Source organism: Arthrobacter sp. H20 (genome assembly GCF_000520515.1).
In the GTDB taxonomy this organism is placed as follows: Bacteria; Actinomycetota; Actinomycetes; order Actinomycetales; family Micrococcaceae; genus Arthrobacter_D.
Map to the genome: position 1 here is coordinate 4,795 of NZ_KI914722.1, position 21,434 is coordinate 26,228.

At 63.2% G+C, this 21,434-nt stretch carries 23 protein-coding genes; 17 read left to right on the top strand and 6 right to left on the bottom strand.

The annotated features are described in order from the left end of the window. Nucleotides 1-186 precede the first annotated feature (186 nt). The 5 genes from Y703_RS18415 to Y703_RS0106640 all read left to right on the top strand — a co-directional run bounded on the left by Y703_RS18415 (nucleotide 187) and on the right by Y703_RS0106640 (nucleotide 2,730). A complete protein-coding gene (locus Y703_RS18415) occupies nucleotides 187-912 on the top strand; it encodes a type II secretion system F family protein (protein ID WP_216698871.1) in 726 nt (241 codons plus the stop codon). Nucleotides 913-1,111: 199 nt separating this feature from the next. Continuing rightward, on the top strand, nucleotides 1,112-1,540 hold the full coding sequence (locus tag Y703_RS0106625; RefSeq protein WP_162148870.1) for a type II secretion system F family protein: 429 nt from the start codon (nucleotides 1,112-1,114) through the stop codon (nucleotides 1,538-1,540). Nucleotides 1,541-1,699: 159 nt separating this feature from the next. After that, the gene (locus Y703_RS18420; RefSeq protein ID WP_035764114.1) at nucleotides 1,700-1,918 is read left to right on the top strand and encodes a DUF4244 domain-containing protein; all 219 of its coding nucleotides are present in this window, start codon (nucleotides 1,700-1,702) and stop codon (nucleotides 1,916-1,918) included. Between the two features lie 6 nt (nucleotides 1,919-1,924). Next, on the top strand, nucleotides 1,925-2,341 hold the full coding sequence (locus Y703_RS18425; protein ID WP_051427367.1) for a TadE family type IV pilus minor pilin: 417 nt from the start codon (nucleotides 1,925-1,927) through the stop codon (nucleotides 2,339-2,341). Further along, nucleotides 2,338-2,730 carry an Rv3654c family TadE-like protein gene (locus tag Y703_RS0106640; protein ID WP_026552078.1) on the top strand — a complete coding sequence of 131 codons (393 nt, stop codon included), beginning with the start codon at nucleotides 2,338-2,340 and terminating at the stop codon, nucleotides 2,728-2,730. The genes Y703_RS18425 and Y703_RS0106640 overlap by 4 nt, the downstream gene beginning before the upstream one ends. A gap of 19 nt (nucleotides 2,731-2,749) precedes the next feature. Here Y703_RS0106640 and Y703_RS0106645 read toward each other — a convergent pair whose 3' ends face one another. Together Y703_RS0106645 and Y703_RS0106650 are read right to left on the bottom strand one after the other, a co-directional pair. Beyond that, nucleotides 2,750-5,080: a DEAD/DEAH box helicase gene (locus tag Y703_RS0106645; RefSeq protein ID WP_026552079.1), complete on the bottom strand. Its 2,331-nt coding sequence runs from the start codon at nucleotides 5,078-5,080 to the stop codon at nucleotides 2,750-2,752. Between the two features lie 87 nt (nucleotides 5,081-5,167). Then, nucleotides 5,168-5,854 carry a GNAT family N-acetyltransferase gene (locus Y703_RS0106650; RefSeq protein WP_081743424.1) on the bottom strand — a complete coding sequence of 229 codons (687 nt, stop codon included), beginning with the start codon at nucleotides 5,852-5,854 and terminating at the stop codon, nucleotides 5,168-5,170. A 68-nt stretch (nucleotides 5,855-5,922) separates the two neighbouring features. Between Y703_RS0106650 and Y703_RS18430 the strand changes: the two genes are divergently transcribed. Continuing rightward, nucleotides 5,923-6,843 (top strand): oxygen-dependent tRNA uridine(34) hydroxylase TrhO, encoded by a 921-nt coding sequence (locus Y703_RS18430; protein WP_253907959.1) that lies wholly within the window; start codon nucleotides 5,923-5,925, stop codon nucleotides 6,841-6,843. Here Y703_RS18430 and Y703_RS0106660 read toward each other — a convergent pair. After that, on the bottom strand, nucleotides 6,840-7,457 hold the full coding sequence (locus tag Y703_RS0106660; RefSeq protein ID WP_051427369.1) for a DM13 domain-containing protein: 618 nt from the start codon (nucleotides 7,455-7,457) through the stop codon (nucleotides 6,840-6,842). The two genes, Y703_RS18430 and Y703_RS0106660, sit on opposite strands and share 4 nt — an antisense overlap. Nucleotides 7,458-7,560: 103 nt before the next feature. Here Y703_RS0106660 and Y703_RS18435 point away from each other — a divergent pair, with 103 nt between their 5' ends. From Y703_RS18435 to proC, 5 genes are all read left to right on the top strand, one after another. Next, nucleotides 7,561-9,204 carry a DUF7059 domain-containing protein gene (locus Y703_RS18435; protein WP_035764116.1) on the top strand — a complete coding sequence of 548 codons (1,644 nt, stop codon included), beginning with the start codon at nucleotides 7,561-7,563 and terminating at the stop codon, nucleotides 9,202-9,204. Between the two features lie 203 nt (nucleotides 9,205-9,407). Beyond that, the gene (topA, locus tag Y703_RS0106670) at nucleotides 9,408-12,170 is read left to right on the top strand and encodes a type I DNA topoisomerase (RefSeq protein ID WP_026552082.1); all 2,763 of its coding nucleotides are present in this window, start codon (nucleotides 9,408-9,410) and stop codon (nucleotides 12,168-12,170) included. Between the two features lie 94 nt (nucleotides 12,171-12,264). After that, nucleotides 12,265-13,287: a Ppx/GppA family phosphatase gene (locus tag Y703_RS0106675; RefSeq protein WP_035764117.1), complete on the top strand. Its 1,023-nt coding sequence runs from the start codon at nucleotides 12,265-12,267 to the stop codon at nucleotides 13,285-13,287. Beyond that, nucleotides 13,284-14,099, top strand: coding sequence for a sugar phosphate isomerase/epimerase family protein (locus tag Y703_RS0106680; protein WP_026552084.1), 816 nt, complete (start codon nucleotides 13,284-13,286; stop codon nucleotides 14,097-14,099). The genes Y703_RS0106675 and Y703_RS0106680 overlap by 4 nt, the downstream gene beginning before the upstream one ends. 292 nt (nucleotides 14,100-14,391) lie before the next feature. Next, complete coding sequence (gene proC / locus Y703_RS0106685; RefSeq protein ID WP_026552085.1) at nucleotides 14,392-15,237, top strand: pyrroline-5-carboxylate reductase; 846 nt, start codon at nucleotides 14,392-14,394, stop codon at nucleotides 15,235-15,237. 38 nt (nucleotides 15,238-15,275) lie between these two features. Here the strand turns inward: proC and Y703_RS0106690 are convergent, their stop codons facing one another. Beyond that, nucleotides 15,276-15,944 carry a potassium channel family protein gene (locus Y703_RS0106690; RefSeq protein WP_026552086.1) on the bottom strand — a complete coding sequence of 223 codons (669 nt, stop codon included), beginning with the start codon at nucleotides 15,942-15,944 and terminating at the stop codon, nucleotides 15,276-15,278. Then, a complete protein-coding gene (locus Y703_RS0106695) occupies nucleotides 15,937-17,349 on the bottom strand; it encodes a TrkH family potassium uptake protein (protein WP_026552087.1) in 1,413 nt (470 codons plus the stop codon). Before Y703_RS0106695 ends, Y703_RS0106690 begins: the two co-directional genes overlap by 8 nt. Nucleotides 17,350-17,478: 129 nt before the next feature. Between Y703_RS0106695 and Y703_RS0106700 the strand changes: the two genes are divergently transcribed. The 4 genes from Y703_RS0106700 (at nucleotide 17,479) to Y703_RS21455 (ending at nucleotide 19,858) form a co-directional block, all read left to right on the top strand. Then, the gene (locus tag Y703_RS0106700) at nucleotides 17,479-18,678 is read left to right on the top strand and encodes an acetoin utilization protein AcuC (protein WP_026552088.1); all 1,200 of its coding nucleotides are present in this window, start codon (nucleotides 17,479-17,481) and stop codon (nucleotides 18,676-18,678) included. A gap of 33 nt (nucleotides 18,679-18,711) precedes the next feature. Next, nucleotides 18,712-19,161: an ArsR/SmtB family transcription factor gene (locus Y703_RS0106705; RefSeq protein WP_026552089.1), complete on the top strand. Its 450-nt coding sequence runs from the start codon at nucleotides 18,712-18,714 to the stop codon at nucleotides 19,159-19,161. A gap of 184 nt (nucleotides 19,162-19,345) precedes the next feature. Next, nucleotides 19,346-19,558: a helix-turn-helix domain-containing protein gene (locus tag Y703_RS0106710; RefSeq protein WP_026552090.1), complete on the top strand. Its 213-nt coding sequence runs from the start codon at nucleotides 19,346-19,348 to the stop codon at nucleotides 19,556-19,558. 201 nt (nucleotides 19,559-19,759) lie between these two features. Continuing rightward, nucleotides 19,760-19,858, top strand: coding sequence for a 30S ribosomal protein bS22 (locus Y703_RS21455; RefSeq protein WP_003792170.1), 99 nt, complete (start codon nucleotides 19,760-19,762; stop codon nucleotides 19,856-19,858). A gap of 56 nt (nucleotides 19,859-19,914) precedes the next feature. Here Y703_RS21455 and Y703_RS0106715 read toward each other — a convergent pair whose 3' ends face one another. Next, the gene (locus tag Y703_RS0106715; protein ID WP_051427370.1) at nucleotides 19,915-20,739 is read right to left on the bottom strand and encodes an HAD family hydrolase; all 825 of its coding nucleotides are present in this window, start codon (nucleotides 20,737-20,739) and stop codon (nucleotides 19,915-19,917) included. 79 nt (nucleotides 20,740-20,818) lie between these two features. Between Y703_RS0106715 and Y703_RS20770 the strand changes: the two genes are divergently transcribed. Both Y703_RS20770 and Y703_RS0106725 read left to right on the top strand, forming a co-directional pair. Next, nucleotides 20,819-21,040, top strand: coding sequence for a glutaredoxin family protein (locus Y703_RS20770; protein ID WP_026552092.1), 222 nt, complete (start codon nucleotides 20,819-20,821; stop codon nucleotides 21,038-21,040). Between the two features lie 10 nt (nucleotides 21,041-21,050). Then, a complete protein-coding gene (locus Y703_RS0106725; RefSeq protein WP_051427371.1) occupies nucleotides 21,051-21,332 on the top strand; it encodes a glutaredoxin family protein in 282 nt (93 codons plus the stop codon). Nucleotides 21,333-21,434: the final 102 nt, after the last annotated feature.

Sequence of the window (21,434 nt, forward strand, 5' to 3'; positions counted from 1 at the left end):
CGCTGTTCGTCCACCAGCTGACTGTGTTACTGAACGCAGGCCGGTCCCCGCACCAGCTGTGGCACGATATTGCCCTGGTCTACGCAGCGGATCACAAGGGCCGCCCGGCTGGAACCAGAGCTGGGTTTGAGCAGCATGCAGTGCCAGTGCTTTGGGCCGCACAGCAGGCCGCTGCCCTCGGCGTCGGTGTCTCAGAGGTGCTCCGCCGCGCCGCGGCCGATTCGTCAAGACGGGATCGCTGGCGTCCTGAAGTTCCGTGCCGGCCCCGCCACTGTCGACCCCTCGGAGCTGCCGCTGTTCGTCCACCAGCTGACTGTGTTACTGAACGCAGGCCGGTCCCCGCACCAGCTGTGGCACGATATTGCCCTGGTCTACGCAGCGGATCACAAGGGCCGCCCGGCTGGAACCAGAGCTGGGTTTGAGCAGCATGCAGTGCCAGTGCTTTGGGCCGCACAGCAGGCCGCTGCCCTCGGCGTCGGTGTCTCAGAGGTGCTCCGCCGCGCCGCGGCCGATTCGTCAAGACGGGATCGCTGGCGTCCTGGCCGAGCCAGAACTCCGCCGGCCGATTGCGCTGGCTTGTGGCGGGATCTCGCTGTTTGCCTGGAGATCTCTGAACGCAGCGGCGCACCACTGGCGGAGGTATTGAGCCGGTACGCGGCCCAGCTTGAAAGCTCCCTCGACTCTGCAGGGGCGCGCGCAACAGCGTTGGCTGGCCCAACTGCTACCGCCCGGCTCCTCGGCTGGCTCCCTGCCGTCGGATTGGGGCTGGGCTATCTCACGGGAGCCGAGCCGCTCGCTATCCTGCTTGGGTCGCTGCCTGGCCTGGTGCTGCTCGGCGCGGGAGTCTCCCTGATAGCTCTTGGACGGTTCTGGTCCAGCCAGCTGGTTCGTTCGGCGACACAGGGCTGGTGAATCGATGACCGGCCTGATGGTCTTCCTGCTGATGAGTGGAGCCTATGTCCTGCTGTCAGGAGCGAGGCAGCCAGTGCCTGTGGTTCGGCGCAAGGAAGTTACCGGTAGCTCTGGGGCGGACACGGTTTCTCGTTGCGGACGGTTAAGGGCCACTTCTCGACCAGCCCAGCGGGACGGTGGTGTTGTCGATACGGCCCTGATGATTGATCTGCTGGGCGCCATCCTCGAGGCAGGAGCTCCGGTGGTGGATGCTCTGACGGTGCTTGCTGACTCTTGCCCGCCGTCGTTGGCGCGTGGCTTGGACGGGGTCGCAGGGGCTCTAGCCCTCGGCTCGGACTGGGAGGCCGCGTGGGACTGGGCTATCTCACGTGCCGACATCCGAACGGCCGGTATTCTCCGGGAATTCGATGGCGCGCTGCGGTTCGCGGCACTAACCGGTGCGTCATCAGCGGGAATTGTGCATGCGTGCGCGTCGCAACTTCGTCGACGAAGAAACAGCGAGGCGGAACGTCGGGCAGCGGTGTTGGGTGTCCGGCTGGTGATGCCGTTGGGGCTCTGCTATCTGCCGGCCTTCATCTGTCTGGGGGTGCTGCCGGTGGTCATTGCTGTGGTGCCACAGTGGCGATGACGGCAGGGAGGGCCGCAGAGACTTATCCACTTAACGGCCGATGCCGATCCATCCCTGAACCCGTTCGGGCAGAGTCTGAGCAGGGCGCACCCGCGCCCAGTCGAACAGGGACTGGTCCGGTTGCCGGAACCGCTCCACCTGGATTACACGGAGGAAGACATGTCATCACCACACGTATTGGGTGGCCGCCCGGGCCACCGCCTCGTCTACCGGCTGCGCCGACTAACTGGTTCCGAGTCAGGAATGGCTACCGCTGAGTACGCGATCGCCACCCTCGCCGCGGTCGGGTTTGCTGCGCTCCTGGTGGCCGTCCTGTCCAGCGGTGAGGTCAGGGGCATGCTGATGTCCCTGATCAGTTCGGCCTTGAGCTTCGGGTGACCTGTCGTGCGACGGACGTCACTCCCGGGTAGGGGGCAGCGCGGTGCCGTCACAGCTGAGGTGGCGATTGCGCTGCCGTCACTGGTCCTGCTCCTCGCCCTTCTCCTGGGTGCTGCAACTGCAGGTCTGACTCAGCTGAGGTTGGAGGAGTCGGCCCGCGCCGGAGCCAGGGAAGTAGCCAGGGGCGAGTCGGCGGACCAGGTCGAAGCAACAGTGCGCCGGCTTGCTGGAGGGCAGGCACGCCTGGCGCTGGTCGGCGACGGTGACTGGTCAACAGTGACGGTTAGCTCGCGGGTCACCGTGCCGTTGCTGGACCTGTTCGGGTGGGATCTGTCGGCTACTGCAACAGCGCGTGCGGAGTTCAGTACTCCCGCGCACTCTCGCGGACCCAGTTCCACCCCGACGGAGCTGGCCGCTCTATGAAAGGTTCAGCGCCGGGCAGCCCTCCCCGGGCAGAGGTTGGGGCCGGCACCGTGATGACCTGCGGCTTGGCGCTAGTCATCATCACCCTGATTGCCACTGTGGTGCTTCTCGCCCAGGTGGGAACGGCTGCGGCCCGGGCGGCCACCGCTGCGGATCTCGCCGCCCTTGCCGCAGCTGATGCTTCAAGGGGATTGATCACAGGAGAGCCCTGCACAATCGCCGTCGAAACGGCCGCAGCACACGGCGCCTTCTTGGAGTCCTGCATCAGGGAGGGGCAAGGAGGCATCATCGTGGAGGTGCGCACCACAGTGCAGATGCATGTGACTGTCGGCGGATACCCGCTGTTGCCGGAGGCTAGGGGAAGGGCGCGCGCCGGGCCACCACCCTAGCGTCGGTTCACCGCCGTGGTTAAGCGGGCTGGGCAGGGTCCTGGGCCAGCATCATGGTCAACAGGGTAGCGGCGCCCGATTTGCTTAGCGGATTGTTCCGGTTGCCGCACTTGGGCGACTGGACACACGAGGGGCAGCCGGTGTCGCATTCGCAGGCGTTGATGGCATCGAGGGTGGCCCCGATCCAGATCCGCACAGCGTCATAGCCTCGTTCTGCGAACCCCGCACCGCCCGGATGCCCGTCGTAGACGAAGATGGTGGGAAGCATGGTGTCAGCGTGGAGGGCAGTAGAGACCCCACCGATATCCCATCTGTCGCTGGACGCGACCAGGGGAAGCAGCCCAATGGCGGCGTGTTCTGCCGCGTGCAGGGCTCCAGGGAGATCGGCGGCTGTGAGGCCGCTGTCCTCAAGGAGGCGCTGGTCGAATTCGAACCAGACGCCTTTGGTGTGAAGATCGCGTGCGCCCAGCTCGAGGGTCACTTCGCTAAGAATTTCGTTGGAGACAAAGGCTTTCCGCTGGAAGGACACTACCTGGGTGGTGACCAACACTTCGCCAAACCGGATCTGCACCCCACCCCAGTCCTGGGTGCGGTCAGCTCCGATCACCTCAATCTCAGTGATGTCTCTGGCCTGGGTGTAGTAATCCGGGTTTGACCGGGTCACCATTGCGCAGTGATCCTCCTCATTGAGCTCGTCAACAAGGTAGGTCTGCCCTTGATGCACATAGATCGCTCCGGCATGCGCCTGATAGTGGCTTTGCGGCGAATCCATGGTGCCGAGCATGGTCCCGGTACCCGTTTCCACAATGCTGATCGGTCCGCCGCCGTCCGCCCGCAGATTCACCATTCCAGCAGCGCTTTGCGGGTGGGTCCAGAACCAGCCGGCAGGACGCTGCCGGAGAAGCCCCTGGCTGACGAGCTTCGACAGGAGCTTGTCGACTCCAGCGCCGAAGATGTCCAACTCAGCTGGTGTCAGGGGCAGCTCAGCTGCCGCTGCACATAGATGCGGTCCGAGCACGTAGGGGTTAGTCGGGTCGAACACCGTAGCTTCCACTCCGACGTCGAACACCGCCTCCGGATGATGCACCAGATACGTGTCCAACGGGTCGTCGCTGGCAACGAAGGCCGCAACCGCGTCCTGTCCGGAGCGTCCCGCCCTGCCGATCTGCTGAAGAAGGGAGGCGCGGGTGCCGGGCCACCCCGCCACCAGGACCGCGTCCAGGCCGGAAATGTCGATTCCGAGTTCCAGGGCCGGGGTGCTCGCCACCCCGAGTAACCGACCGCTGCGGAGAGCGGACTCGAGTTCCCTGCGCTCCTCGGGAAGGTATCCCGACCGGTACGCGGCGACCCTGCTGGGTAGGCTCGGATGAACCTCGCTGAGCAGCCGCTTGGACATTGAGGCGATGCTTTCGGCACCACGCCGGGACTTGATGAAGGCGATTGTCCGCACCTGGGCGGAGACCAGATTGGTCAGGAGGTCAGAGGTTTCAGCGATGACGGTCCGGCGTTTCGGTGCGCCGTTCTCTCCCTTGAGCTCGGTGAGCTCGGGTTCCCAGAAGGCGACTGTTGTTGACCCGTGGGGAGAGCTGTCCTCGACGACTGGCGTCGCCTCGCCTCCGATCAGCTTTCCGAAAGAGACGCCAGGATCTGCCGAGGTGGCGGAGGCACCGATGAACACGGGAGAGACGCCGTAGTACTCGCAGACGCGGCGCAGCCGTCGCAGGAGGTTGGCCACATGGGAGCCGAAAACGCCGCGGTAGCTGTGTGCTTCATCGATGATCACGTACTTTAGCCGCCGAAAATACCTTGCCCACCAGGAATGGTTGGGCAGTATTCCGTAGTGCAGCATGTCGGGGTTCGCCAGCACCAGGTTCGCATGGTCCCGGATCCACCGTCGCGCGGCCGGGTCGGTGTCGCCGTCGTAGGTTTCGGCCCTGACCGTTGGGATCTTCAGCGCCTTCACCGCGGCTAGCTGGTCTGCGGCCAGGGCCTTTGTCGGCGCAAGATAGAGGGCCACCGAACCGGTCGGTTCCAACGAAATCCTGTCGTCGATCGCCGTCCGATGGATCTCATCGAGCACCGGGAGCTGGTAGCAGAGCGATTTGCCCGATGCAGTGCCGGTAGCAACGATGGTGTGTCGACCGCTGTGCGCCGCGTTGGCTGCCGTGACCTGGTGCTGCCACGGGGTGGTGACTCCCAGCGCACCATAGGCGGCGACAATATCTGGGTGCGCCCAGTCCGGCCACGCCCGCGTAACAGCCTCCCGGGCCGGAATCTCCCGCACATGAACCAGTTGATCCGGTTTGGCGCCCCCGCCAAGGAGGGGGATAAGGGAGTCATGTAGGGCCACTGTGCAATTGTGCCACCCGTCCAGGGCTGTACCTTCCGGTGGAAGCCCAGCGGATCGGATGGTCGGGGATCAAAATCCGGGCGGGTGTCAGGCGCGAATCACGAACGCATCGGCCAAATGCTGCCAGCCAAGGTGTTGGTACAACTGCTGGCCGTCCGCCGATGCCATCAGCAACCCGTGTTCCACATCGTTTTCCAGCACTGCTGACGTGAGCGCCCGCATCACATAGCTCCCGAGTCCGCGCCGACGGTACTTTTCACTGGTCACGATCCGGTCGTAGACGGCAAAGCCCTGCTCGACCGCAACGGAGCCGCGTGCCGCTTCCTCTCCGTTGGCCGTGACGATCACCCGCCGGCAGGACGGTTCACGCAGGTGGGTGATGGAGAACACCTCGTCCGGCGGTCGAGGGTCTTCGACATCCTGACCGTCCATGTTGACTGTCATCAGCGCCTGCCGGTTATCGATGACCCTCATCCCCAGCGGGCTGAGGGCTGCCAGCAGGTCATCCATTCGGGTCGTCACCACGGTCAGCAGGCGGTTCGGGTCGGCCTGTGTTTCGGTTGCGAGCGCCAGCGCCTGCTCATCGGTTGGTTCGTAGAGGAAGTGCTCCAGCTGATTGCCGCCATCGGTCAGTGAAACGGACACCGCGCGGCCGTCGTCGTGCGGCTGATAATCCCGGCAGGATGACCAACCGGATACCCACGTTTTAAACAATTCTTCAGACAGGTGTGCACTCATGGAATGACCATAGTTTGTGCGGCTGATATTGAACATAGTGTGTGTGAGCTGTGGTCGATTTGAGACCTGCGAGACGGAGGGCCGTTATGCTTAAATGCGTGTCCATGAACCGCATCGTGCTCTACTACGCCTTCACTCCGTTGCCCGATCCGGAGGCAGTCCGCCTATGGCAGCGCGCCCTCTGCGAGCAGCTCGGCCTTCGCGGACGTATTCTGCTGTCGAAAGACGGCATTAATGGAACAGTGGGTGGCGAACTGAATGCAATGAAGCAGTATGTGAAGGCGACTCGTGAGTATCCGGCCTTCAAGAAGATGGACATCAAATGGTCCGAAGGAGGCGCCGCCGATTTCCCTCGGCTGAGTGTCAAGGTGCGCGACGAGATAGTATCTTTCGGCGCACCCAACGAGCTCAAGGTCAATGAGGCGGGTGTGCTGGGCGGCGGAACTCACCTGTTACCAGCCGAGCTGCACCGGCTGGTGGATGCGAAGAAAGCCAACGGCGAGGAAGTGGTCTTCTTCGACGGGCGCAACGCGCTGGAGGCGCAGATCGGACGATTCAAGAACGCGATCGTCCCTGATGTTGCGACCACACAGGACTTCGTTGCCGAGCTCGACTCCGGCCGGTATGACGATCTGAAGGACAAACCGGTTGTCACCTACTGCACAGGCGGTATCCGCTGTGAGGTGCTATCCAGCCTGATGATCAATCGCGGCTTCACCGAGGTCTATCAGCTGGATGGCGGGATCGTGAGGTACGGCGAGGAGTACGGGGACGCCGGCCTGTGGGAGGGGTCGCTTTACGTATTCGACAAGCGCATGCACGTTGAGTTCTCAAAGGACGCCAAAACCATCGGCAAATGCGTTCGCTGCGAGACGCCCACCAACAAGTTCGAGAACTGCTCCAACCTTTCCTGCCGGAACCTCACCCTGTACTGTGCTGGGTGCGCCGCGTCGCCCGCAACGCTCCGGTGCCCGCAGGGCTGCGAATCCGACGAGGCGGAGGCAACAGCTGCTGGGGCGGCCTAGAGGGCCTCGCCGATCGGGCTAAGCTGCGCCGCACCGAAGGACACCCCGAACTGGACGCACCACAGGTCCACCGACCGGAAAGCTGCGAGGTCAACGTCGGCCGGGATTTGGTACACCTGGTTTCCCTGGTTGCCTTTGATGGGTCCCAGATCGTAGAAGTCGGCGGAGCCCGCCGTATACCACCCGTCAACACCCTCAACGACGTCTGCTGCGCTCAACCAGACATGCACATCTGGCCCGTTTGAGGTGTCAAGATTCTCGAGTGTCAGCAATCGCGTGCCATCGGGCTGCTCAATGATCTGGACCGATCCGGTGGTGGCATGCTCGTGGCTGATCAACGACCCTGAGGAGAGCTGCACCGGCCCCGACGGAGGCAGTGTCTCAGCTGGGGAAAGCGGGACGGAGGGGACCGCTGCTGATGACTGTTGGCCGGGGGCAGTGGTCGCCGCGACTGTGGGGATCTGTTCGTCCACCCGCACATCGATGAACGCGAGCCAGGGTTTGAACACCACCAGGCCGACAGCCAAAACGACGACGGCGGCGGCAGCCACCACGATCCCCAACAGGCCTCTGCGGCCTCGGGGCCTGGGGCGTTTCACGGCGGCGCTTCTCATAGGGGAAATCTAACACCGGCGCTCGGCTGCCGGTGGGGTGCGGGGAAGACCGTTACAAAGTGGTAAGGCATTACCCTCGGGGGCGGTCATTAGACTTGGCTCCGTGACACACACCGATTTTGTAGCCGATGTCCCTGATGCCCCAGCTAGCAACGCACCAGCTCTGCTCGAATGCCTCGCGGCGGACCTGCAGGCGATGAATTACACGGTCGACGGCGTCGCCGAACTGATCGGCATCGACGCCTGGGAGGCGCTGGAGAAGGGCCAGCTGATCCCCGCACTCCTTGCCTGCACACAGCGGGGCGCAATGGGATCGGAGCAGCCGAGTGCCGCAGTCCTGTTGTGGATGCTCAGCGGAACGGTGCCGGACGCTCAGTTGAGTGCTGCTTTCCCCCTGACGACACCCGCCGGTCTTGACACACTGGGGCTCGCCGCGCAGATTGACGCTCAGGGCTGGCGGGCTGCAGTGGATCTTCGACCCTACTCGTCCGATGCCAGTGGCGAAATGTGGGTGGCAAGCGACCTCGGCCAGCATCAGCGGCCCGGAGTGCTCCGCCGCGACCACGTCCTGGGAATTGGCCAGGCCTCGCTCACGCTGGCCCAGCTGACGATCCGGTCGGCCGTTGACCGTGCCCTGGACCTGGGCGTCGGCTGCGGCATCCAGACCTTCCACCTACTCGGCCATGCGCAGCACGTCACCGCCACCGACCTGTCAGCCCGTGCGCTCGCCTTCACCCGGTTCAACCTCCTCCTGAACGCCCGACGTCTCCGCCTGGACCCGGCGGACCTGGGGAATAGGGTCGCCCTGAGGCAAGGGAGCCTGCTGGACCCGGTGGCCGGTGAGACGTTCGATCTGGCGGTTTCCAATCCGCCGTTTGTCATCACGCCGCGCTGGGAAGGTGAAACCGCTGATAGGCAGTTCACCTACCGCGATGGTGGGCTGCCGGGCGACGACATTGTCTCGACCCTGATGAAGGAACTACCCGGCGTCCTAACCCCCGGCGGCACAGCCCAGCTGTTGGGTAACTGGGAAATTCCGGTGGGGCGTCACTGGCATGAGCGCGTCGAGTCCTGGATTCCCGCAGCGGTGGACGGTTGGGTCCTGCAGCGGGAACAGCTCACGCCTGCGGCCTACGCACAGACGTGGCTGCGGGACGCCGCTGAAACACGTGATCCGCAGTGGTTCGCTGAGCGCTATGCGGCCTATCTGGAGGACTTTGCATCGCGGGATGTGGAATCCATCGGGTTCGGCTCGGTATTGCTCCGAGCGCAGGCAACCCCCGTCGCTGGCAAGCCGGCCCCGGAGGTGTTGCGCCGATGTGAGGAAGTCATTCACGCACTGGAGCAGCCCATCGCCCCCCACATCGCGGCGGCTCTCGACAGGTATGACTGGTCGGTTGCCCACGCCAATGAGCTGCCGGAGCAGTGCCTGGTGGTGGCCGACGACGTCACCGAGGAACGCCATCAACGTCCGGGCGCCGAGCATCCCGGAGTGATCCTGCTGCGGCAGGGAGCCGGATTCCGGCGCACCACCCTCCTCAGCACCGAGCTGGCCGGGTTTGTGTCGGCCTGTGACGGTGAGCTATCGGCTGGTCAGATCGCCATGGCGCTCGGTGCGCTCCTCGGTCAGGATGACAACGCCTTCCGGACCGCGCTCCTTGCCGACGTGCGCGAGCTCATTCTCGATGGATTCCTGATCCCAGCAGCCGACGGCCCGCCGGAGACGGACCAGCTTCTGGGCCGCTAGGGCCGGCACTGGAGAGCGGCCAGTGAGGAGAGGTTGTGCACAGTTATCAAGCTTTTGTGACCACTGGTACACCGGAGCCGCTACCCTATTGCAGGAAGGCATACCGCATACTGTGAAGGGTATGGGGCCCGATTGCTAGTGTTGCCCCGATACGAATACCGCTGAAGCGCCAGCCACTCAGCTTTACCTTATATAGGAGAGAAGTGCCCACTAAGGCAACGGACAAGAAGCCCGGCCGCAAGCTCGTCATTGTTGAGTCACCCGCGAAGAGCAAAACTATTGCGGGCTATCTCGGCGAGGGCTTCGAGGTCACGGCGTCCATGGGGCATATCCGGGATCTTCCCCAGCCCTCCGACCTGCCTGCCGAGCTCAAAAAGACCGGTGTCGGCAAGTTCGCGGTGGACCTGGATAAAGATTTCGAACCGTACTATGTGGTCTCCGCCAACAAGAAAAAGACGGTTGCTGAACTTAAGGCTGCTCTCAAGGGCGCCGAAGCACTCTACCTCGCAACTGACGGTGACCGGGAGGGCGAGGCGATTGCCTGGCACCTGCTCGAGGTTCTCAAGCCCAAGGTCCCGGTGTACCGCCTGACCTTCCCCGAAATTACCAAGGAAGCCATTCAGCGGGCCCTCCTGGAAATGCGGGAGCTCGACATTCCGATGGTCGACGCCCAGGAGACGCGTCGTATCCTCGATCGCCTGTACGGCTATGAAATTTCCCCGGTCCTCTGGCGCAAGGTGGCCCGCGGTCTCTCCGCCGGTCGGGTGCAATCGGTCGCCACGCGCCTGGTGGTCGAACGTGAGCGCGAACGGATGGCCTTCCGTGCTGCGGCCTACTGGGACCTCACCGGCACGTTCTCACCGCAGAGTGGTGACGAGCGGCAGTCCTTCGCCGCGAAACTGGTCAGCCTTGACGGTTCACGTGTGGCTACTGGCAAGGATTTCACTGACCTCGGTGAGCTGAAGTCACAGGGCGTGGCACTGCTCGACGCCGAGACTGCCGGCTCGCTTGCCGCTGAACTGCAGAACGCTGAGTTCGCCGTCCGTTCAGTGGACACGAAGCCCTATACCCGCCGGCCCGCAGCACCGTTCACGACGTCGACCCTGCAGCAGGAGGCAGCCCGTAAGCTCCGCTTCTCCTCCCGTGTCACCATGCAGGTTGCCCAGCGACTGTACGAAAACGGCTACATCACCTACATGCGTACCGACTCGCCCGCGCTCTCGGACCAGGCAGTGAATGCTGCCCGCCGTCAGGCATCCGAACTGTACGGTGCCGAATACGTTCCGGACGCCCGACGCGTGTACAAGGGCAAGTCCAAGAATGCGCAGGAAGCCCACGAGGCAATTCGTCCCGCAGGCGACTCCTTCCGCACGCCCGCGCAGGTTGCTGGGCAGCTCCGCGGCGACGAGTTCCGTCTGTACGAGCTCATCTGGAAGCGAACCGTCGCGTCACAGATGGCCGATGCAAAGGGTTCGACGGCGACGCTCCGATTGGGCGCGCTGGCAACCGATCCGGAGGGAAAAACTCGCGACGCTGAGTTCTCGGCTTCCGGTACCGTGATCACCTTCCGCGGCTTCATGGCCGCCTATGAGGAGGGGAAGGATGCAGCCCGCAACGAGGACGACGCAGCCGACGGCGGTAGCCAGGGATCGAGGCTCCCCAACCTCACCGCTGGAGACCTGCTCGGCGCGGAGGAGGTCACCGCCGTCGGACACGAAACCTCGCCACCCCCGCGCTTCACCGAAGCGTCGCTGGTGAAGATGCTTGAGGAACTGGGTATTGGCCGGCCCTCCACCTACGCTGCGACCATCTCCACCATCATGGACCGCGGCTACGTGCGGACCCGCGGTCAGGCGCTGGTTCCAAGCTGGATCGCGTTCTCGGTGGTCCGCCTGCTTGAGGAGCACTTCCACGACTACGTCGACTATGACTTCACAGCCGAACTGGAAGAGGATCTGGACCGGATCGCACGCGGTGAAGCGGGGCGCGTCGACTGGCTTAATCACTTCTACTACGGGGACCGGAAGGTGACCGGGCTTCACACAATCGTCAACGATCTGGGGGAGATCGACGCACGGAAGATCAACTCTATCGAGATCGCCGAAGGCATCACCCTGCGCGTCGGCAAGTTCGGCCCCTACCTCGAGAAGCCGCTCGCGGCTGACGCTGAAGAGGGAACCGAACCGCAGCGTGCCAACGTCCCAGAGGACCTGGCACCCGATGAGCTCACGGTCGAGAAGGCAATCGAACTGATGAACTCCTCGGGTACTGAAGAACGCGTCCTGGGCGAGGACCCTGCCACCGGACGTTCGATCGTGGCACGCGACGGCCGCTATGGGCCATACGTCATCGAGCTGATCCCCGAGGTAACCGAGGAGGAGCTGGCCAGGCAGCCTGTCGAGTACTACAAGAACGGCAAACCAAAGCCCCCCAGGAAACCGGTCAAGGAAAAGCCCCGGACCGGCTCCCTGTTCGCCTCAATGTCGCTGGAAACGGTAACACTCGAGGAGGGCCTGAAGCTGATGAACCTTCCGCGGGTGCTGGGTACTGACGCTGAGGATAAGGAGATAACTGTCCAGAACGGCCGGTTTGGTCCGTACCTGAAGAAGGGGACCGATTCCCGGTCCATCGGGTCGGAAGAGGAAATCTTCACGATCACCCTCGAACAGGCGCTGGAGATCTATTCGCAGCCCAAGCAGCGTGGCGGGCGCACTGCGGCGCCGCCGCTCGCTGAATTCGGTGATGACCCAGTGTCAGAGAAGCCAGTAGTGGTCAAGGACGGCCGCTTCGGCCCCTACATCACTGACGGGATCACCAATATCACTGTGCCTCGGTCAACTGCCATCGAGGAGCTCACCCGCGAAACGGCGCTTGAGTTGCTGGCGGAGAAGCGGGCCAAGGGGCCGGCACCGAAAAAAACCACTAGCCGTGCGCCCGCGAAGCGCAAGGTTGCCGCGCGTAAGTAGGTCCGATGCCGGGCGCTCACCTGCGGGCCGGGAATAATGACAGGACGCCGTGGGGCGCGTCGCAGGCACGAGTATTGACGAGAATAGTGGAATCATGCGGCTAGGCGTCTTGGATATCGGATCGAATACTGTTCATCTGCTCCTGGTGGATGCACATGCTGGGGCACGCCCGGTGCCCTTCGCATCGCACAAGAGGCCGCTCCAGCTTGTCGCCCACCTGGATGACTCGGGAGCGATCACCGACCGTGGTCAACGCGAGCTGATCACCTTCGTGGAGGACGCCAGGAAATTCGCTGCTCGACATGGCGCTGAAGACTTCCTGGCGTTCTGCACCTCGGCTATCCGGGAGTCGGCTAACGGTGAGGCTGTCCTGCAACGGGTCAAAGCGGAAACGGCTGTGGTACTCCAGGAGCTGACCGGTGACCAGGAAGCTGCCATGACGTTCCAGGCGGTTCGCCGGTGGTACGGGTGGAGTGCCGGGTCCATTCTGAACCTGGACATCGGCGGCGGCTCCTTTGAGATGGCGATGGGGGAGGACGAGTTGCCCGAGGTGGCCATATCCGTTCCCCTGGGAGCGGGCAGGCTTACCAGAGAATGGCTCAATGACGATCCTCCAACAGCCAAGAGTGTGAAAAACCTCCGACGGTATATTCGCTCAACCATGAAGGAAGCGGCAGCCGAGTTCAAGTCCCTCGGAGAACCACATCTGGTGGCGGGGACGTCAAAGACCTTCCGGTCGCTGGCCCGCCTCGCCGGGGCCGCGCCGTCCGCGGCCGGCCCATTCGTCCGCAGGGAGCTGCGCCTTGAGGACCTGTCGTTGTGGACCAAGCGACTAGCGGCCATGTCGGTCAGCGACCGTGTCAACCTCGACGGCGTCTCGGAGACCAGGGCGTCCCAGGTCCTCGCTGGTGCCCTGGTGGCCGAGGCTGCCCTGGAGGCGTTCACTGTCAACAGCGTGAAAATCTGCCCCTGGGCGTTACGCGAAGGTCTGCTGCTGCGCAGGTTTGACACCCTGATGTTCGAAGCACAGGAGCCGATGCCCGCCGTCGGCGTTGGGCACGTACAGCTCAGCTCTGCTGTCCAGGACGAACCGTGGCCAGGACGCGCAGCCTTGTGAGCGGGGGCACTCCACCGGAGCGGAACGGGGTGCGGGTGGCACTCTCCAGCGCATCAGTGTACCCACTGGCAGTGCATGAGGCCTTTGCAGTGTCCAGCAGTCTCGGGTACGACGGCGTCGAGGTGATGGTCACCAACAACCATGTAAGCCAGGACCCTGACAAGCTCAGCGCACTCAGCAGGCAGTACGACCAGCCGATCGTGGCGATTCATGCGCCGACTCTTCTGCTCACCCAGCAGGTCTGGGGCAAGTCCTGGACCAAGGTTGAAATGTCGGCGGCGATGGCGGCGGAAGTTGGGGCCGGGACTGTGGTGGTCCATCCGCCGTTCAGGTGGCAAAGCGATTATGCGGAGAACTTCGCCGAGGGGGTGGAGCGCATCACAGCTGAGTACGGCGTGACCATCGCCGTCGAGAATATGTATCCCTGGCGTGTGCGGGGGCGTGAGGCGAAGGCCTACCTACCGCACTGGAACCCTGTGCCGCAGGCCTACGAGGCAATCACCTGGGACTTCTCCCATGCGGCAATCGCCGGAATGGACTCACTGGAGGAACTGCGGACGCTCGGCGATCGGCTCTCCCACGTTCATCTGACTGATGGCACACCCAATGGCAAGGACGAACACCTGCTCCCCGGCCAGGGGACCCAACGCTGTGCAGAATCCTTGCAGTTTCTGGTCGACTCGGGGTTCAACGGCGTCGTGGCGGTTGAGGTGAGCACCAGAAAAGCGAAAGGTGCCGTCGAGCGGGACAAGTGGTTGGGGGAAACACTTGCTTTTGCTCGACGGCACCTAGGTCAGGCCAAGGAAACCTGACGGTTCATCACTCGCACCTCTAGGAGGTGTTTCAACACTAGGACACTTAGTTGTGAGTTAGCCGAGAGGGAGCTGGAAGCTCGGTGAGTTAACTGACGGTGCCGGTGAGCTATCCAGAAGAGTGGGGGGCAATCCTGTGTCGCTCACCGGCACCTGAGGGCCAGGCCAAGGAAGGCGGGCCCTCATTTCTCGCACCTTTTTGAGGTAATAACGATTGTACTGTTATCGGGCTCAATCTGTTCAAAGATTAGCTGAAATAACGCTGTGAATTCGTCCGTGGCAGGATGGAATCATGAGCAACGAAACTGAACCGACCGTCTCCTTCCTCGGCTGTGGCTCCATGAACGAGGCGATCCTTGGCGGGTTACTCGCCGGGGGCATGTCCCCCGCCTCGGTGACCGCCACCGTCCGGAGCGCCGAACGGGCCGCCACATTGCGCCAGCTGCACGGCATCACTGTGCTGGCAACGTCCGAGGATCCCGAAGCAAACCGAAGGGCCGCCGCCAGCGCCGACGTCGTCATCATGGGTGTCAAACCAGTGGGGACGATCGAGTTGGCCCGGGAAATCGGATCGGTGCTCAAACCGACAACGACTGTGGTGAGTGTGGCGGCAGCTATCTCTCTAGCCATGCTCGAGGCGGCGTTGCCCGCTGGGCAACCGGTGATTCGATCGATGCCCAACACCCCGTCGCGCTTGGGCAAAGGAGTGCTGTCGATTAGTGCTGGAAACCACGCGGACGCCTCACTGATGGCGCAGGCACGCAAGATTCTCGGCTCGGCGGGCACAGTTGTCGACATCCCTGAGGAGCAGGTGGATGCGTTGTCAGCCGTCAGCGGTTCCGGACCCGCCTATGTGTTCTATCTCGCCGAGGCGATGGCAGCAGCTGGGGTTGAACTTGGACTCGACCCTGGGCTCGCGAAGATCCTTGCCACTGAGACGGTCGCCGGGGCCGGCTTTATGCTTGCGGAACCGGACGCAGATCCCACTGCACTTCGCCGCGCTGTGACCAGCCCCAACGGCACCACCGAGCAGGCGATCGCCACCTTCGATCGGCTGGACCTGCCAGCGATCGTCGCGGCGGGAGCGCGGGCCGCCAGCAACCGTGCCCAGATCATCACCGAGGAACTGGACAACTGACCCGGCCTTCCCCGGACAGGTCAGCGACGGCGGGGCCGCTAGGGGCGGGCAGCGAACCGTTCGAGAAGGTCCACGTGCCCCGAGACGATCAGCATGTCGCGGCTGCTCACCTTGGTGTCGGGGCGCGCGTAGGTGAAGTCCTCGCCGGGTGACTTTACGCCCACCACTGTGACCCCGTACTTGGACCGAACAGCAGATTCGCCCAGGGTGAAGCCCTGTGTTTCTTTTGGTGGGTACATTTTGACGATCGCGAAGCCATCATCGAACTCGATAAAGTCCAGCATGCGCCCGCCGACCAGGTGGGCAGCCCGCACCCCGGCGTCCGCCTCGGGATAGATGACGTGGTTAGCGCCGATCCGTTTCAGGATCTTGCCGTGCGCCGGAGTGATCGCCTTGACCCACAGGTGATCGATGCCGAGGTCCACTAGGTTAGCGGTGATCAGCACGCTGGATTCGATTGATGTGCCAACGCCGACGACGGCGGCGGTGAACTCCTGCGCCCCGAGCTGGCGCAGTGCATCGATGTTCGTGGCATCGGCCTCAACAACATGGGTCAGCACCCCAGACCATTTCTGAACCAGCTGGGTGTCGCGTTCGATGGCGAGCACCTCGCGGCCCTGCTTCACCAGTTGGTCGGCGGTGGCGGAGCCAAAGCGGCCGAGTCCAATCACCAGTACTGGGGCGTTATGTGCTGGTCTCTCAGCCAATGATCGGCCTTTCTTCGGGGTAGTGGTAAAGGGTGCGACGTTGCCGCAGCGCCAGTGCTGACGCGAGCGTGATGGTGCCCATCCGGCCAGCGAACATGAGGGCTGAGAGCACATACTTGCCCTCGGGCGGCAACTCCGCGCTGAGGTTGGTGCTCAGCCCACAGGTAGCGAAGGCCGAGATGACCTCAAAGAGTACCCGGTTGAGGTCCTCCTCGGTCATCCACAGGAGGATACCTGAGGCAACGAGCACGAGGGTGGCCCCCATGAAAATTACCGAAATGGCAACCCGCATGACCCCCTCAGGAATTTTGCGGCCATAGGCCTTAACATCCGAGTTCCCGCGTGCCTCGGCAACGATTGCCAGGAACATCACCGCGATAGTTGTCACTTTGATGCCTCCCGCCGTTGAGGCTGATCCGCCGCCGGCAAACATCAGTGCGTCGGTAAGCAGCATGGTGGCCGAACCCATTTCAGCCTGGTCCACCAGGTTGAACCCGCCAGACCGGGTCATCACCGAGGCGAATAGGGCATGGATCACCTTGTCCCCGTCGGTCAGGTTGCCGATGGTCCTGCCGTTGGACCATTCCAGCGCACCCCAGGCGAAGGTGCCGACCACCAGAAGAATCAGCGACACGTTGATTGTCAGCTTGGTGTGCAGGCTCCATTTGCGGACGTGGAGCCGGTATTGGATGAGGACAAGGATCACCGGAAAGCCGAGACTACCCAGAAACACGCCGAGCATGATCGGCGCCAGGATGAAGAGGTCAGTCTCGTAGGGGACCAGGCCGTCGGAGTGCGGAGTGAAACCAGCGTTGTTGAAGGCGGAAATCGAATAGAACACTCCGTGCCACACTGCAAGCCAGAAGGATTCTCCGAGCACCATGAACCGGGGGATCAGCAGGAGAGCCAGGACGATCTCGACGACCACCGAGGTGGTGATCACAATCCGCAGCAGCGTTCCCACCTCGCCAAGCCTGCTGGCATTGTTTAGGGCCGACTGGGCAAGAAGCTTCCCACGGACACCCAGCCGCTTGCTCACCATCAGAGCAAGTAGCGATGCGAGCGTCAGGGTGCCCAGGCCGCCAACAAAAATGCCGATCAGGATCACGAGCTGTCCGAAGAATGACCAGTGGGCAGCTGTGGAAACCACAGTGAGACCCACCACGCAGACTGCCGAAACGGCGGTGAACAGCGCGTCATGCAGGGCGGTGGCGGTGCCGTCGCTGGAGGCCATCGGCAAGCTGAGGAGCCCAGTGAAAATGAGGATGACGCTGAAGAAGATGATCAGCGCGACGCGGGCAGGTGAACTATTTGCGACACCGTCGACGAAGTCCCGAATGCGAGCGAGCACCCTCAGGTAGACGCTCTGCTCTTCCCGCAGCCAGGATGGCTGTGATCTTGCCATTGCGCTCGCTTTGCCCCGGTTTCGCATTCTCGACTTCGGCTGGATCGCTCCAGATGCCCTTCGAGTAGTAAACCACTTCCATCGGGCCTGCGCGTCCAGACACCCAGTAAATCACGTAGCCTGTCAGGGATGAGTAGCGAACCCCAGTCGTTCCCCACCAGTGTTGTCTGGGACGAATCCATGCTGGCCTACAACTTTGGCCCGACGCATCCGATGAACCCGGAGCGGCTGGCGCTTACCGCGCGCCTCGCCTCAGACCTTGGCCTTTTCAACAGTCAGGGGGTCGTGACCACCGAGCCATTCGTGGCGACCGACGTCGAGTTGGGCACAGTGCACAGCGGCGATTACATTGCCGCGGTGCGGACGGCCAGCAGCAACCCGGAGCAGGCGGACCCGGCAGTAGGCCTGGGGACCCCAGACAACCCAGCCTTCGCTGGTATGCACGAGGCCAGCGCGCGCCTCGTCGGGGGCTCCTTGGCCGCGGCAGACGACGTGCTCTCGGGGCGAGCCGTGCATGCAGTGAACTTCGGCGGCGGTATGCACCACGCTGGCCGTTCGGCAGCCAGTGGGTTCTGCATCTACAACGACGCCGCCGCCGCCATCCAGCGGCTGCTCGACAAGGGTACGCAGCGGGTCCTCTACATCGACGTCGATGCGCACCACGGCGACGGCACGCAGAGCATCTTCTGGGACGAACCGCGCGTGATGACCATTTCGCTGCACGAGACCGGAATGAGCCTGTTCCCAGGCACCGGATTCGCCAACGAAACGGGGGGTGCAGGGGCGGAGGGGTCAGCAGTGAATGTTGCGCTGCCCACCCTTGCGGGCGACGGCGCCTTGCTCAGAGCATTTCACGCGGTGGTGCCGCCGCTCGCTGAAGCCTTCCAACCCGAGGTTATCCTCAGCCAGCACGGCTGCGACAGCCACATCGATGACCATCTGACCAACCTGAGGATCAGTATCGATGCGCAGCGCGAGATGGCCAGCAGCATCCGTGACCTGGCGTCCCGACTATGTGAGGGGCGCTGGATCGCCACCGGCGGAGGAGGGTATAACCTCACCAGCGTTGTCCCCCGAGCCTGGTCCACGTTGATTGCTGTGGCAGCCGGTGTGGCGATTGGCCCCCAGACCGCCGTGCCCGAGTCGTGGCGTGCCTACGTGCTTGAGCACTACGGGACCGAGGCCCCCCGCCTCATGGGCGACGGCGCTGACACCTGGTGGCGGTCCTGGGAGGTTGGCTACGATCCGAATGACGACCTTGATCGCACGGTGATGGCGACCCGCAAAGCGGTCTTCCCCCTCCACGGGCTGGATCCGTGGTTTGACTAGCATTGATCGCATATATGTCGTTAGGGTAATGGAATGGTAATCGAGGATGTGTTCGCAGTCGTCGCGGAGGGCACCCGCCGCGAGATCCTCGGATCATTGCGCTCAGGAGACAAAGCTGTTGGGGAGCTCGTTGGCGAACTTGAGGTCAGCCAGCCCACCGTCTCCAAACATCTGAAGGTGCTCCGTGAAGCGGGCCTAGTGTCGATGCGGGCGCAGGGGCAGCGCCGGTTTTACTCGCTCACCCCGGCACCGTTGCACGAGATTGAGCTGTGGCTTGGATCGTTCGATCTCCCTGCTCAGGCGCCGTTAGCTCCCGGGCTTGCGGTTGTTGCACCCCACGAGGAGTCGTCGCTCGCGGCGGCTGTGGACCCGGCAGCGGACCCGGCGGGACAGCCGGCCTTCGGGCGTACAGTCGGTCGCGCAGGTCAGCGGGCTGCCGATCTCTTCGCACAACTACCCAAACTACGGCGACGGCGAGACTAACGTCGCGTGGGATGCCGCGTGATCGTAATCCTGCACCGCTTCCACTTTGGCCTCAGCAGCCACTACAGTATGTGATGGCGGGAAACTTTCCTATTGCAAGGCGACACGCCGGGTGGCTGCCATGTGGCAGGCCCCAGATTGCACACGTTGGGGGTGCAGACCTCAGTGTAAGGAGCAATGTGGGATGGTAGAGGCGAGCAATTTCTCGGATGTCCGGTTTCTGACTGTCGCCGAAGTGGCCGACATGATGCGAGTGTCCAAAATGACCGTGTACCGCCTGGTGCACGCCGGAGAAATGCCGGCGGTGCGCTTTGGGCGTTCCTACCGGGTTCCCGAATCGGCTGTGGAACAGTTCGTCAGGGGAGCAGCGGTGGAAGGTCAGACCGAAACCGGGTAACTCATGGGCTGTGTCCACTGGCCCGGTCGGGAGTGCCGCCAAATAGCGGTACCCTGTTAAGGAGCGTTTTACGCGCTTTTGGCCGCCACCCCTGTGGTGGAATGGTCGATCCGCGTAGGTAGTTGCGTTATTGTCAGCATCCGATTCTCACTCCCATCCGGGTTGTGCAACGGAAAACGAAGATCAGTTTGTGAGGACTTTATGGGTTCAGTAATCAAGAAGCGCCGCAAGCGTATGGCCAAGAAGAAGCACCGCAAGCTGCTTCGCAAGACTCGTCACCAGCGTCGCAACAAGAAGTAGATTCGTTTTGCTGTTGGGCCCTTCACCTAGGTGAAGGGCCCAACAGCGTTTAAGCGTCAGTTTCGGCGCATCCTGGTGAAGCCGCGCCATAGCCCGTATACTGCCCCGGCGCCAGTCGCCGCTTTCAGGCCCAGCGTCGCCGCCCGGCGGCCGCTGCGGAAGTCATAAATGGGCCAGTTATAGTCGCGAGCATGACGGCGCAGTCTCCGGTCGGGGTTGATCGCAACTGGGTGCCCCACGATAGTCAGCAGCGGAATGTCGTTATACGAGTCGCTGTACCCCCAGCATCGCTGGAGGTTCAGGCCCTCCTGCTCCGCCAGGGCGCGGACTGCTACCGCCTTCGCCGGTCCGTGCAGGAACTCGCCCACCAGTTTGCCGGTGTAGAAACCGTCGGCCACTTCTCCGACAGTGCCCAGCGCTCCGGTTAGTCCCAAGCGGTTGGCGATCACGCTCGCCACCTCCACGGGTGTGCCGGTGACCAACCATACCCGGCGCCCTGATTTCAGATGCTGCTCGGCCAGCGCTCGTGCCCCGGGCCAGATCTTGGAGGCGATCATTTCGTCGTAGACTTCTTCGCCGAGAGCCTTGACGTCCTCGTGTGCGATGCCGATGGCGAAGGCCAGGGCCGCGTCCCGCACCGAATTGATATCGGTCATGTTCTCGCCGCGCATCACAAAACGTAGTTGTTTCCATGCCAGGCCGCTGGCAAACCGAAGAGTGAACGCTTTCCGCTGGTACATTTTCCGAGCCACATGGAACAGGCTTGCCCCGCGCATCATGGTGTTGTCGACGTCGAAAAAAGCAGCGTCCCCTCCCGGGCCGGGAAGGGCGGCGGCCACCCCTGGATTCACACGCAGGGGCGCGGTACTGGCAGCGGACATAGTGTGAGTCTAAATCACTTGGCACATGGGATGCGGCGCGGTGCCGCGCGGCCCGGGAGGAAGCGGTAGCTTTGATTCCATGGTTTCTCCTTCGCAGCCCGGATTGTCAGCGAACAGCACTGAATCTCCAACGGTCGAACTGCTGACCCGCCCCGACTGCCATCTCTGCGCAGACGCCAGGGCAGTGGTTGAGGCGGTCTGCGGTGAGCTGGGGGTGCCCTGGTGGGAGGTGTCCACCGTCGAGAAGCCCGAATTGTTTGGGATGCGGCGCGGTGCCGCGCGGCCCGGGAGGAAGCGGTAGCTTTGATTCCATGGTTTCTCCTTCGCAGCCCGGATTGTCAGCGAACAGCACTGAATCTCCAACGGTCGAACTGCTGACCCGCCCCGACTGCCATCTCTGCGCAGACGCCAGGGCAGTGGTTGAGGCGGTCTGCGGTGAGCTGGGGGTGCCCTGGTGGGAGGTGTCCACCGTCGAGAAGCCCGAATTGTTGGAACGGTTCGCCGAAGAGATTCCGGTGCTGCTGATCGATGGGATGCAGCGGGATTTCTGGAAGATCGACAGTGCTCGGCTGCGCCGGCTCCTGACGTCGTGATCGACCGTTGGTGACCAACCGGGGGAGGACCGGCTTTGAGCCGCACGCTGCGCGCCCTAAGGTGGAGATACCCATGCCGTCGGCGCGTCCGACGGCCTGCGG